General features: G+C 41.5%; 12 protein-coding genes. 10 read left to right on the forward strand and 2 right to left on the reverse strand.

From position 1 onward, the window contains the following. The first annotated feature begins 371 nt into the window (after positions 1-371). Together HGG78_RS13730 and HGG78_RS13735 are read left to right on the forward strand one after the other, a co-directional pair. On the forward strand, positions 372-1,238 hold the full coding sequence (locus HGG78_RS13730; RefSeq protein WP_172533230.1) for a fructosamine kinase family protein: 867 nt from the start codon (positions 372-374) through the stop codon (positions 1,236-1,238). Between the two features lie 156 nt (positions 1,239-1,394). Beyond that, positions 1,395-1,598, forward strand: a complete 204-nt coding sequence (locus HGG78_RS13735) for a CPXCG motif-containing cysteine-rich protein (RefSeq protein WP_053311503.1) — start codon at positions 1,395-1,397, stop codon at positions 1,596-1,598. A 42-nt stretch (positions 1,599-1,640) separates the two neighbouring features. Here the strand turns inward: HGG78_RS13735 and HGG78_RS13740 are convergent, their stop codons facing one another. Then, positions 1,641-2,252 (reverse strand): riboflavin synthase subunit alpha, encoded by a 612-nt coding sequence (locus HGG78_RS13740; protein ID WP_171980513.1) that lies wholly within the window; start codon positions 2,250-2,252, stop codon positions 1,641-1,643. Positions 2,253-2,370: 118 nt separating this feature from the next. On the opposite strand from HGG78_RS13740, the gene HGG78_RS13745 reads away from it, so the two are divergent. Next, entirely contained in the window at positions 2,371-3,741 is a 1,371-nt protein-coding gene (locus HGG78_RS13745) for an MATE family efflux transporter (RefSeq protein WP_053311501.1), read from the forward strand. A 37-nt stretch (positions 3,742-3,778) separates the two neighbouring features. Here the strand turns inward: HGG78_RS13745 and HGG78_RS13750 are convergent, their stop codons facing one another. Further along, entirely contained in the window at positions 3,779-4,627 is an 849-nt protein-coding gene (locus HGG78_RS13750) for a DNA ligase (RefSeq protein ID WP_172533231.1), read from the reverse strand. 303 nt (positions 4,628-4,930) lie between these two features. Between HGG78_RS13750 and HGG78_RS13755 the strand changes: the two genes are divergently transcribed. The 7 genes from HGG78_RS13755 to HGG78_RS13785 all read left to right on the forward strand — a co-directional run bounded on the left by HGG78_RS13755 (position 4,931) and on the right by HGG78_RS13785 (position 12,007). After that, on the forward strand, positions 4,931-5,251 hold the full coding sequence (locus HGG78_RS13755; protein WP_053311499.1) for an STAS domain-containing protein: 321 nt from the start codon (positions 4,931-4,933) through the stop codon (positions 5,249-5,251). Between the two features lie 50 nt (positions 5,252-5,301). Further along, entirely contained in the window at positions 5,302-6,135 is an 834-nt protein-coding gene (locus HGG78_RS13760) for an OmpA family protein (protein ID WP_053311498.1), read from the forward strand. Then, complete coding sequence (locus tag HGG78_RS13765; protein WP_053311497.1) at positions 6,128-8,221, forward strand: SLBB domain-containing protein; 2,094 nt, start codon at positions 6,128-6,130, stop codon at positions 8,219-8,221. Before HGG78_RS13760 ends, HGG78_RS13765 begins: the two co-directional genes overlap by 8 nt. Continuing rightward, the gene (locus tag HGG78_RS13770) at positions 8,221-8,916 is read left to right on the forward strand and encodes a P-loop NTPase family protein (protein ID WP_053311496.1); all 696 of its coding nucleotides are present in this window, start codon (positions 8,221-8,223) and stop codon (positions 8,914-8,916) included. Before HGG78_RS13765 ends, HGG78_RS13770 begins: the two co-directional genes overlap by 1 nt. Before the next feature lie 93 nt (positions 8,917-9,009). Continuing rightward, positions 9,010-9,417 (forward strand): Hpt domain-containing protein, encoded by a 408-nt coding sequence (locus HGG78_RS13775; RefSeq protein WP_080996395.1) that lies wholly within the window; start codon positions 9,010-9,012, stop codon positions 9,415-9,417. 108 nt (positions 9,418-9,525) lie between these two features. Continuing rightward, complete coding sequence (locus HGG78_RS13780) at positions 9,526-10,998, forward strand: sigma-54-dependent transcriptional regulator (protein ID WP_172533232.1); 1,473 nt, start codon at positions 9,526-9,528, stop codon at positions 10,996-10,998. Next, entirely contained in the window at positions 10,976-12,007 is a 1,032-nt protein-coding gene (locus tag HGG78_RS13785; protein WP_172533233.1) for a glycosyltransferase family 4 protein, read from the forward strand. Before HGG78_RS13780 ends, HGG78_RS13785 begins: the two co-directional genes overlap by 23 nt. Positions 12,008-12,097 lie beyond the last annotated feature (90 nt).

Genomic DNA, 12,097 nt, shown 5'->3' on the forward strand with positions numbered 1-12,097 from the left:
AGGTGTATAAGCGAGTTGATGATGAGTCGTGTACAGTAGTAGGTGTAGAGTGGGGAGCGATAGTAGGTTATCGTCTGTGGTTGGCTGACGGTGGTAGAGTATGCGAATGTGCTGTTGTGACTAGGGTAATGTATGAGTGGTAGAATTGTTTTGTTTGTGAATTTGTGCAGCTATATTAAATGTTTTTGTGTTACTCGACTAGTCGTCGGCAGCGTCAGGACTAGTCGTCGGCAGCGTCAATGTGTATAAGGGACAGTGTATAAGAGACAGTCTTGATGCCTAAAGTGATGAAATTTGTGCCATGGAGGTCTGAAATATTTGTAAGCATAGCCTAAACTACGAATTATTAAGTAAATAAAGCAGAGGTCATTATGTGGCAAAGGCTCACCCAGCAATTATCCGACACGCTAATGTTTCAATTCGACCTAGTTGAAAAAAACAAAATCAGTGGTGGTGACATTAACGACTGCTACATGATTAGCGATGGTGAACAGCGTTACTTCGTGAAAACGAATACCCGCGATTTTTTACCCAAGTTTGAGATAGAAGGTGAAAATCTTCGTACACTCCGTGAAACTTCAACGGTATCGTTGCCTGAACTGGTAATGATCGGAACCAGTAAAAACCATGCTTTTATTGTCTTAAATTATCTGCCAACTAAACCTCTTGATGATGCCAATAATAGTTACCAGTTTGGTGTACAGCTTGCAAAATTACACCAATGGGGTGAGCAAAAAGAGTATGGCTTTGATAGTGATAATTATATTGGTACTACGCTACAACCGAATCAGTGGCATAAAAAATGGCATCGCTTTTTTGCCGAGCAGCGCATAGGTTGGCAGTTACAGCTACTACGTGAAAAAGGAATTGAACTGGTTAATATCAGCGAATTTTTAGATGTAATTCAAACACGATTAGCTAATCATAACCCTCGCCCTTCTCTACTTCATGGGGATCTTTGGCACGGCAATGTTGCTAACTCTGTCACTGGGCCGATTTGTTATGACCCCGCTTGTTACTGGGGAGATAGAGAATGTGATATTGCGATGACTCAGCTATTCGAAGGGTTTCAGCCAGAGTTTTACCAAGGCTATGAAAGTATTCTACCACTGAGTTTAGATTACGAAGAACGTAAAGCGATTTACAATCTTTATCATATTCTTAATCACTACAATCAGTTTGGGGGACATTATCTTGCTGAAGCGGAAAGCCTCATCAAGGAAATACTCTCTTATTAAATATGAAAATTATATAGGTAAACATCGTTAAAGAATTGGTATAAATGACTACGGGGCTGTTTTATGGATGAACTCAAACTTTACACTTAATTTGCCGCTTTAAGTAACTTCGCAGCCTAGTATTAGGATATCTCAACATGATGTAAGGACAGAGATATGCAGAATTACACTGAAAGACAAGTTACGTGCCCGCATTGTGGTCACTCAATTCGAATTACGTTAGATGCTTCTAATGGCAGTCAAAATTTCTACGATGATTGTCCAGCATGTTGTCATGCCATTCATCTCAACATGATGGTTGATGAACGTTTAGATACCATAGAATTATTTATCGACGCAGATGACGAACAGATTTTTTGATTCAGATAGAGCGCCTAAATGGGCGCTCTATCTGATTTTTAATTATCGATTTTGGCTCGCCAACACGCGTTCAACGGTGTCGACTATTGCTTGTGTTTGAGGATCAAATTCAACATTGATTTTGTCACCGACTTTTCTCATACCAAACAGTGTGCGCTGCAGAGTTTCTGGAATTAAATGTACGCTAAATTGATTGTCTTTCACTTCACCGATAGTAAGAGAGCATCCATCTAGACCGATGTAACCTTTAGCTAGCACGTATTTCATAGATGCTTGAGGTAATGAGAACCAGATGGTGCGGTTATTCGGTGTATCAATCACCTCTGAGATTTCCGCCATTAAAGCAATATGCCCTGACATATTATGGCCACCGATTTCATCACCAAATTTGGCAGCTCGTTCAATATTGACATGAGAGCCAACCTTTAGCTCTCCCAAGTTGGTTAACGCAAGCGTCGCTTGCATTAAATCGAACCATACTTGCTCTCCCTCGACTTTAGTGACGGTTAAGCAACATCCATTGTGAGCAACTGACGCCCCTACCGCTAAATCTTGATTAAGTGGTGTTTTTAGCTCAATAACATGGGTTTGAAACGACTCTTTTTTCTCGATGGCAGCGATTTTTGCCATTCCTTGCACGATACCTGTAAACATTTTGTCATTCCGGCAGTTTTTCATGGAGCTTAGTGTGACATTTCTTTATCATCCTTCCCAGTGCGACTTGTCACTTATTTTTGCACCATTTTTACTCATCCTTTCTCTGGAGAATTCTGTGCATCGTTACAAACTAGAAGCTTCAAACCTAATAAAATTAGCATCACCTGTACTTGTCGCCTCTATCGCTCAAACAGGAATGGGCTTTGTTGATACGGTGATGGCTGGCGGCGTCAGCGCAATTGATATGGCCGCAGTATCAATTGCAGCCAGTATTTGGCTACCTTCAATTTTATTTGGTGTTGGGCTACTAATGGCATTAGTTCCTGTCGTAGCACAATTAAATGGCTCCGGTCGCCAAAAGAAAATACCTTTCGAAATTCAGCAAGGTGCAGCGCTAGCACTTTTTGTTTCTATTCCGATCATTGGAGTGTTGTTTCAAACCCAATGGATTCTTAAATTGATGGACGTTGAACCTTTAATGGCGGAAAAAACCAATGGTTACATGTATGCGGTGATGTTCGCGGTTCCTTCTTATCTTTTATTTCAAACATTACGCAGTTTTACTGATGGAATGTCGCTAACCAAACCTGCGATGGTTATCGGCTTTATCGGTTTGTTGGTTAATATCCCTTTGAACTGGATTTTTGTATACGGTAAGTTTGGGATTCCAGAAATGGGCGGTGTCGGCTGTGGAGTTGCTACTGCGATTGTCTATTGGATTATGTTTTTCATGTTGCTGTTTTATGTAATAACTTCCAAACGAATCGCACACATTAATATTTTTGGAGAATTTCATAAGCCGCAATGGAAAGCACAAATCCGACTGTTTAAACTTGGTTTCCCGGTTGCAGCAGCAATTTTCTTTGAAGTGACACTGTTCGCTGTTGTTGCTCTTTTGGTTGCACCATTAGGGTCATTAGTGGTAGCCGCCCACCAAGTTGCACTCAATTTTTCCTCCTTGATTTTTATGCTACCAATGAGTATTGGTGCAGCGGTGAGTATTCGCGTTGGGCATAAATTAGGAGAGAAAGATATTGAAGGAGCAACTATTGCTTCACGTGTAGGGTTATTGGTTGGGCTTTCTACCGCCTTCATTACCGCCACATTAACCGTTATTTTCCGTGAACAAGTTGCCCTACTTTATACAGAGAATAGTGCGGTGGTCGCGATGGCTATGCAATTGCTACTGTTCGCGGCGATTTATCAATGTACTGATGCAATTCAAGTTGTCGCAGCCGGAGCATTGCGTGGTTATAAAGATATGACGGCTATCTTTAATAGAACTTTTATCGCCTACTGGTTGATCGGTTTACCGACAGGTTATGTGCTCGCAATGACAGATATGGTTGTTGAGCCGATGGGGGCAAGCGGTTTTTGGATTGGGTTTATTGTCGGCTTGTCTTCAGCCGCGTTAATGCTTGGTATTCGTTTACATTGGATGCATAAACAAGAAGACCATATCCAATTGGATTTCGCCTCCAAATAAACGATTAAAGCCAGACTTGATGTCTGGCTTTTTAGTATTAGATAGTCGGCCTTTCTCTGAGATAACGAGCAAACCTAGGCTTTCCTTCTGCCGTTAGCCCATTAAATCGAAACGTGATTGTAGAACCTATCTTCGGTGGATTTTTCCTGACCTCATCAGAAAAGCCACTGCCAATATAAAATTCAACCCCATTGTCTAACTTTACCAATACTGAACCCATTAGTCCTTCGTATTTTCCTTGTCCTGATTTGTAACCAATGACCATGGCTTCGGAGTCTTGATGCTTTTTGAGTTTAAGCATGTCATTGCTGCGACCAGCCTGATAACGAGCATTGATTTTGCGCAGCATCACTCCCTCACCTTTTTCGTCATTTACGCTATTCAAATATCCAAGTAATTCGGCTTCTGATGCTATCGGCGTATGCTCAATATATTTGACGTGCTTGCTATTGGTTTTTGACACTAAATCAACAATATTGAAATAGCGTTTTTGATAGTCCCCTGTCGCTTCTGGCATATCAAACAACATTAAATTAATCCTCATCCAAGCTTCATCATTCGGTATGGTGTCTAATACGGTTTGTTGCACGTGATAAAAATGCCCTCGGCCAGCCCATAACTCACCTTCTATCGCGTAATTTGGTAAAGGATCGGTAAACCATGTCGGTGCATAAATTCGCTTGCCACTTCGAGTCTGTAAGTTATGCCCATTCCAAATGGCGCGAATACCATCAAGCTTTTCGCTTTTCCAATACTCATCAATATTAATGCCATGCTGATAATTATTAGCAGCAGTGACCTGAATAAAAGCCAAAGAACCATCAGTAGCAATAGCATGTTGAGCGCTGAACATGGCGATGGATAGGCAAGAAAGACGGAATAACATCTCGATGTGATCCGGTTAATGAATAGTGGCTAAATAATGTCGGTCAGCATATAGGAGAGAAAGAGCAAAACGAAAATAGTGCGAGAAGTCTCATAGACATTAGCGGTAAAGAGGATTATTTATTACAAATTATACTGACAGAGATCTATTTCTAGTTTCTATTCCCCCCTATCAAAATGAAAAAAAATGATTTCTCATTTTGAGAATCATCAATAAGCCATCCATATTGCATTGAATTATAAGGAAATAATTTATGGCACATTATCTGCTCTATTAGATTACAACTACTGAGGAGATACCGTCATGGAACTACGTAAAATTGAAACAAATAACATCCAACTTACTCTACATATTGAAGGCAATTTAGATGCCGATGGCTGCCGTCATGTGCAATCTCATATCGATGAAGTGATTTCCCAAGATACATATCAAGAGATCGAAATTGATTTTAGCAACGTTCAGTTTCTCGATTCATCAGGTGTTGGAGCGTTAGTTTATCTCTACAAACGTCTTGTGGAACGCGAGCGCAACATGCGAATTGAAAACGTACGTGGGCAGCCATTAGAGATTATGAACTTACTTCGTATTGGTCATGCTATTCCCGTTAACTCTCGCTCTCATTAATACTATAGCTATATTAAACATAATAATAATCACTAACTGGAGACGTTGGCATGCGCTTATATTATCGATACATAGCCTTGTTGATAGCCACAACTTTAACCTTAGGTTGTACTAGCTATCCACAACAAGGGACTGGCGGTCTGGCGGAGTCTTACGCCTCCGCAGGGTTTTCTCCCGTGATGCCAGACGAACCACTTGGCCCTGAACACGGTTTGCGATTTGATTGGCAGCTTGCCAAGTTGCATCTAGACGCGCTAATTCGTGAAGGGGCTAAATGGTGTTTTCCTGCCGCAGTAGTACAAGCCTTAGAAAAACAAAACCGTATTGCGCGTGAACTAGAGGGTGGGCTATTACTTGATGCAGCCAACGATTTAGTGATTCAACGCAACCGTCTGAATCGGTTAGAACAGCAGTTAGATTATGTCACTTCGCAAACTCGTTGTGCTCCACCGAGTGATCAAAATCAATTAAACCAACAATTAGCGATTGTTGATAAGTTGTTTAATCTACTCAATGTCGATAACCAATTCGCCTTTAATTCTATAGAAATCAACCCCAAATTTATGGGCCATTTAGCGCAAGCTACCCACTTATTAAATGAGTATCCAATGCTCTCCGTTGTGGTGACAGGCCATGCTGATTCAACAGGAAGTGAAGAACACAACAACAAACTAGCCAAAGGCCGAGCAGAGCAAGTAAAACGCTACTTAACCATTTTTGGTTTAGAAGCCAAACGCGTTTCAACACAATCTTTAGGCGATAGTTTACCCTTATACCAAGGCGACTCACCAGCTGTTCAATTAACAAATCGTCGCGTTAGCATTGAAATTATCTCAACCGAAGAGCACTCAGTGACTCCGTCACTAGGAGGACTTTATGAATAAGCTCAATCTTCTCATTCTAATCATTTTAGCCATATTCATTCAGCCGTCACTAGCGAAAGAAACGATGGTTCAAGTCGGCGATCTTATTCAAGTCAATCTTCCTGGTGAAGAAGAGTTAAATCGTGGTTTCCAAGTGGACAAACGTGGTCGTATCACTCTACCTGAAATTGGGCCTATTTTTGTTGTGGGTTACGATGAAGGACAATTAAGTAAAAGCGTGACCGAAGCATTAAGTACCGTATTTCGTGATTTATCTAATGCGAAAATATTCATTGCAGAGCAACAGGTATTAATCTCGGTGCAAGGTTATGTTTCTTCCCCTGGTGAGTATACTTTGCCCAGCAATGCTGATATTCAGACGGCGCTTCACGCTGCTGGCGGTCTGAGATCCGGCGCACAGCTCGATAAAATGCAGCTTAAACGTGGTGGTGAAAAATCCGAATTTAATTACAAGGCCTTTTTAGATTCCGGTAACGATAATACCCTACCGAAACTTCAGTCTCTTGATACCTTATTTGTTCCAGCCTCACCACTTGTGGGTAATATCGAGCAAGAATTTGATGCTGCAAAATTGGCTAATTCGGGTGACAGTGCGGATAGTCGTAATGCAATTAAAGTCTTTGGTGAAGTGAATGCCCCCGGCTCATTCACTTATCAAAACAGCTCAGACTTGGTTGATATTTTAATGCGATCTGGTGGTGTTACTCGTTATGCTGGCGTGGAACAAATTCGAATTATCACCAATAACAATCCGCAGATTTTTAATCTTAAGCGATATCTTGATACTGGAGACAGTGGCTTACTACCAACCCTTTCACCAGGAACGACTATTTTTGTACCTAAACAAGAAGAGGAGATTAAATCTGGTGCAAATATGGTTTATGTGATGGGCGAAGTAGCTCGCCCTGGTGCTTTTGAAGGTAAGAAAGGTGCAACCTTCATGGATATTTTGGCTAACGCCGGCGGGCCAACGCGCTTTGCAGAATCTCGTCAAATTCGCATCATTAAAGCTAACGGCCAGGTGATCCGCTTTGATCTAACCGCATACACCGAAGGACTAACGGGTGAAAATCCTCCTAGCATCGCATCCGGTGACGCTATTTTCGTTCCCGAAAAAACAGACATGAATGAAAAATCATGGCTGAAAGTAGCACCAGACCGTGCTGTCAGTGTAATTGGTGAAGTTATTCGACCTGGGCGTGTTGAATGGTCTGACGAAATGGATTTAATGGATCTACTCGCACATGTGGGTGGCCCAACATTACGTGCAGATACCACCAGAATAGAAGTAGTAACAGCGGATAATCGTCTGCATGTTTTTAACCTTGATGCTTATATTCAAAAAGGAGCCCCAACGTCGGAATTGCCTTTGATTCGTGCTGGCTCAATCATTCGAATTCACGATCTTCCTCAAGATCCATCGGATAATAAATCACAATGGGTACGCCAAAGTTCGGAGGCTTCTATTTATCTATTCGGCCAAATCAACGCCCCGGGGCGCTATCGTTTCACCACGGAAATGCACTTCCTAGATATTCTTTCTGCGGCTGATGGCCCGACAAAAGACGCAGATATCCATAACATTCGCATTACTCATCGCGATAAAACCTATGCACAGGTCAGCAAGTTGAATTTATCGCTTTATTTTGAAACTGGTGATGAAAATCTGCTGCCTAAAGTTAAACCCGGTGACACCATTTATATTCCAGAGAAAAACCGTAACTGGCTCGATCGCTCTAAAGAATCAACGGTACGTGTACTTGGTTCTGTGAATAAGCCCGGCCGATATGTATTTAACGACACAATGACTATTCTCGATATTTTGGCTGAAGCTGGTGGTCCGAGTGACTCCGCTTATCTTGAGAAAATTACTGTGGTTAATATGTCATGTTGTCAAGGGCAGGCGCGTTCATTCAACTTAGTCGAATTTAGTAAAACCGCGAATATCTATCAACTTCCCGTACTGCGTGCTGGTGATACCATTTACATTCCTGATCGCAGTGAGAGTTTCATGGAAAAAGCACGTGTCGGTTTAGAGGATATTTTGCGTCTAACTACCACCATCGTACTGATAGGAGCTTTATAATGTGTATTCCTGCAACCCATGCTGAAATTGAGCAAATCTATATGGCGGCAGAGTTAGCAGACTGCCACTCACTGTGTATTACCGCCTGTCAAACTGGTGAGGGTGTAACTTCGGTAGCAAGTGCACTCGCCGAACGTTATTTACTTGCAGGCCATCAAACATTATTAGTGGATTTAAACCTATTTAACCCCGCCTTTCGCAACTTGGAATTGACCATTAATAGTAATCAACAACAAGAGTATTGGATAGAAAATAAAGAGACCCATCAGTTATTTACTGGGCTTGCCATTCCCAATGAACGTGCAACCCAACTGGCCTATAAAGATCCAAATACCATGGCAAAGGCGGTAGCCGGTTGGATGAGCAAATTTGACCGCGTCATTGTTGATACCTCACCATTACTGCAGGTTAATAAAGGGAATATTCCCGCACAAAGCGTTGCCAGTGCGTGTGATAAAACCATTCTAGTGGTAATGGGCGGTGCCACTACTTCCGGCCAAATCAGTACCGCAATGAATTTATTACAGTCGGAGAAAATCGACTTTTTGGGCTCGGTTCTCAATATAAAAAACCAACCGCCGTTGAGTCAAGAGTTGGTCAGAGAATTAGACCGCATTCCTTTTATTCCTCAATCTTGGCGCGAACGAATCAATCACTGGTTACTAAAAAATAGTTTCCTTTCTGTTTCTGCTTAACAACACGCTTTTAATCCTTGGCGTAAAACTTGCGCCTTCTCTCAGCTTACAGAAAAAGCTGACTTATAAGCCACGATAAAGGAAACAAAGGCTATGATAAATAATAAGTTTGGAATAGTGCTAGGTGAGAAGTTAATGACAAAATATGAGATGGAACAATGGGTTGATGAGTCTATTTTACAACAGATGATTAAAGATACTGGTGTAGAAGTCATCCCTTTTCTTATTGAGCATTACCTCAAAGAGTGCGAATTACGTCTCTCTAAAATTCAACTCGCAACGATAGAACAAAACCTACCAGCGCTAGAGTTTGAATCACATACTTTGGGTAGTACTTCTCTTGCTTTGGGTAATCGCCGCCTGTCTGAATTAGCTCGCAAGATAGAAAAACATTGCCTCATAGGAGAGGCTGATATTGCATTTAGCCTTATTCCTGAATTAGAAAAGCTAGCGCATGATTCTATACGCGCGCTAATTCAACGTAAAGCTCTCGGATTCTGAAATGCCTCAACTTCAAATAATTGGCGAACAGCATTTCACACAATCTTAACCTTATGCTAGAAAATATGGATACAGGTGAATATCAAGCTATAGAACAAGGACGTGAAAATGAGACCCAAAGTATTACTCGTTGAAGATTCCACCTCCCTTGCCGTACTTTATAAACAGTATGTCAAAGATGAGCCCTATGACCTGTTTCATGTAGAAACGGGGCTAGAAGCCATCGCATTTATCGAACGTAACGTACCACAATTAGTCATTTTAGACTTAAAGCTACCCGACATGTCTGGAGAGCAGGTACTGGATTGGATTTCTGACAATCAAATACCAACCGCCGTTATTGTGGCCACCGCGCATGGTTCTGTCGATATCGCAGTCACCTTAATGAATAAAGGCGCAGAAGACTTTCTGGAAAAACCGATCAAAGCAGATCGACTCAAAACTTCGGTTAATCTACATCTAAAGCGAGCCAAGCTAGAGCATCTAGTTGAAGATATTAACAATAAATTCGATAGAACTCGTTTCCATGGTTTTATTGGTGCTTGCCTGCCAATGCAAGCAGTATACAAAATTATTGATTCCGTCGCTCCAACAACTGCGAGTGTCTTTATCAATGGTGAGAGTGGGACGGGTAAAGAGGTGTGTGCCGAAGCCATTCACAAAGAAAGCCAACGCAGAGATAAACCCTTCATCGCCATTAACTGTGGTGCGATTCCACGTGATTTAATGGAAAGTGAGATTTTTGGTCATGTTAAAGGCGCATTCACTGGCGCAACAACAGACCGTAAAGGGGCAGCATCATTGGCTGATGGCGGAACACTATTTCTCGATGAATTGTGTGAAATGGAATTGGAGATGCAAAAGAAGCTATTGCGGTTTTTGCAGACAGGAACCTTTACTCCTTTAGGTTCTTCCAAGGAACACAAAGTTGATTTGCGAATCATTTGTGCCACAAACCGAGACCCTCTAAAAGAAGTTGAAGAAGGGCGTTTCCGCGAAGACCTTTATTATCGTGTTCATGTGGTACCGATTGAAATGCCACCATTGCGTGAACGTGGAAATGATATTGTAACGCTAGCAAATCATTTTTTACTGCAATATGCCAAACAAGATAAGAAGAAATTCACAGGTATCAGCCGTGATGTGGAGGCGGTATTCAAACGTTATACGTGGCCTGGCAATGTACGTCAGCTACAAAATATTATCCGTAATATCGTGGTGCTAAATGATGAGAGTAAAGTTTCCGTTGCGCACCTACCAGCTCAAATGCATCAACAACGAACTGTCAAAATCGAATTGGTTAGTGATACAGCTTCTTCAACAATGTCAGCCACACCTCTGTCGGAAGTGAGCGCGGTTGGTCATCACGAAGCAATTCCTTTATCGGAAAACCTATCTTCTCCTCATCAAATGGTGATTCGCCCCATGTGGCAAATAGAACGAGAAACCATACAGCAAGCGATCGATTTTTGTGATGGTAATGTGCTTAATGCCGCAGTGTTACTAGAGCTGAGCCCTTCTACTGTTTATCGGAAAAAACAGGCATGGGAAATGGAAGATGAAAGAATCCACAGTCAGTAAGGTTTGGTTACTGCTTGATAGCTTAGTATTTGGTGGGATTGAAACCTACGTGCTTGAATTGGCACGTGGGCTTCAGTCTCATAATGTTAATGTGGAAATTGTATTTATTCAGCGATATGAGAAAAGTAACCAACTTGCCTTACAATTAACGGAATATCAGATCCCTTTCTTTTATCTTTCCGATCGTTACCCAACCGCTAATTCTTTCTGTGCCTTGATACAGGCAGTGAAAGATGAAAAACCCAGAGTGATTCACTCTCACGGTTATAAAGCCAGTATTATTAGCAAATTATTGATGTGTATGCCTGGTTGTCAGGTGAGACAAATTAGTACCTTTCATGCAGGTGAAACACCAAAAGGCCGCGTTTGGCTTTACGATGCATTTGATCGCTACACGAGTTTTTTGTCTAAACACCGCTTTGCCGTCAGTGAAAAAGTGGCCCAAAAAATCCCATATTCTGCGTTAGTACTAAATAATTTTATTAATGTGGAAAACCTTGCTGTTTCACAAGGAAAACAAATTGCTTTTGTTGGACGCATGAGCCATGAAAAAGCGCCCGATCATTTCCTTCGTTTAGCACAAGCTAGCCCTAATCTTTCATTTCATTGTTATGGCTCTGGACCAATGGAAAAAATACTCACGGCTAAAAAATCACACAATCTTAAGTTACATGGTCATCAAATAGCGATGAACACCGTTTGGCCGAACATTGCTTTGCTGGTGATTTGCTCACGCTATGAAGGACTACCTATGGCGGCATTGGAAGCTATGGCGCGTGGTATTCCCATCGCGACCGTTGATGTTGGTGACCTCCCCAAATTAGTTATCCATGGAAACAATGGGTTTATCGTTGATCACTACTCTCAGCTTTCTGATGTTATCGAGCATTGGTCGGCAATGAGTGCACAACAAAAAATGTCCCTGAACCAACACGCCAAACAAACCATTCAAGAGCATTATTCTAGTGACGTGATGATTCCAACAATCCTTGGCTTTTATTTTACTTAAACTGATTCTCATTTTGAGAAAATGCCAATTCCTACCTTTCCATAAATCTCACTTGCATAAAAAAACATTTAAAAACAAACAAATATAACA

Source organism: Vibrio aestuarianus, from assembly GCF_012395185.1.
GTDB classification, from domain to species: Bacteria; Pseudomonadota; Gammaproteobacteria; order Enterobacterales; family Vibrionaceae; genus Vibrio; species Vibrio aestuarianus.

What these genes read in the sequence shown, in the direction of transcription:
- HGG78_RS13730 (WP_172533230.1), top strand. Translation starts at nt 372, where the DNA reads ATGTGGCAAAGGCTCACCCAGCAATTATCCGACACGCTAATGTTTCAA.
- HGG78_RS13735 (WP_053311503.1), top strand. Translation starts at nt 1,395, where the DNA reads ATGCAGAATTACACTGAAAGACAAGTTACGTGCCCGCATTGTGGTCAC.
- HGG78_RS13740 (WP_171980513.1), bottom strand. Translation starts at nt 2,252, where the DNA reads ATGTTTACAGGTATCGTGCAAGGAATGGCAAAAATCGCTGCCATCGAG.
- HGG78_RS13750 (WP_172533231.1), bottom strand. Translation starts at nt 4,627, where the DNA reads ATGTTATTCCGTCTTTCTTGCCTATCCATCGCCATGTTCAGCGCTCAA.
- HGG78_RS13755 (WP_053311499.1), top strand. Translation starts at nt 4,931, where the DNA reads ATGGAACTACGTAAAATTGAAACAAATAACATCCAACTTACTCTACAT.
- HGG78_RS13760 (WP_053311498.1), top strand. Translation starts at nt 5,302, where the DNA reads ATGCGCTTATATTATCGATACATAGCCTTGTTGATAGCCACAACTTTA.
- HGG78_RS13765 (WP_053311497.1), top strand. Translation starts at nt 6,128, where the DNA reads ATGAATAAGCTCAATCTTCTCATTCTAATCATTTTAGCCATATTCATT.
- HGG78_RS13770 (WP_053311496.1), top strand. Translation starts at nt 8,221, where the DNA reads ATGTGTATTCCTGCAACCCATGCTGAAATTGAGCAAATCTATATGGCG.
- HGG78_RS13775 (WP_080996395.1), top strand. Translation starts at nt 9,010, where the DNA reads ATGATAAATAATAAGTTTGGAATAGTGCTAGGTGAGAAGTTAATGACA.
- HGG78_RS13780 (WP_172533232.1), top strand. Translation starts at nt 9,526, where the DNA reads ATGAGACCCAAAGTATTACTCGTTGAAGATTCCACCTCCCTTGCCGTA.
- HGG78_RS13785 (WP_172533233.1), top strand. Translation starts at nt 10,976, where the DNA reads ATGAAAGAATCCACAGTCAGTAAGGTTTGGTTACTGCTTGATAGCTTA.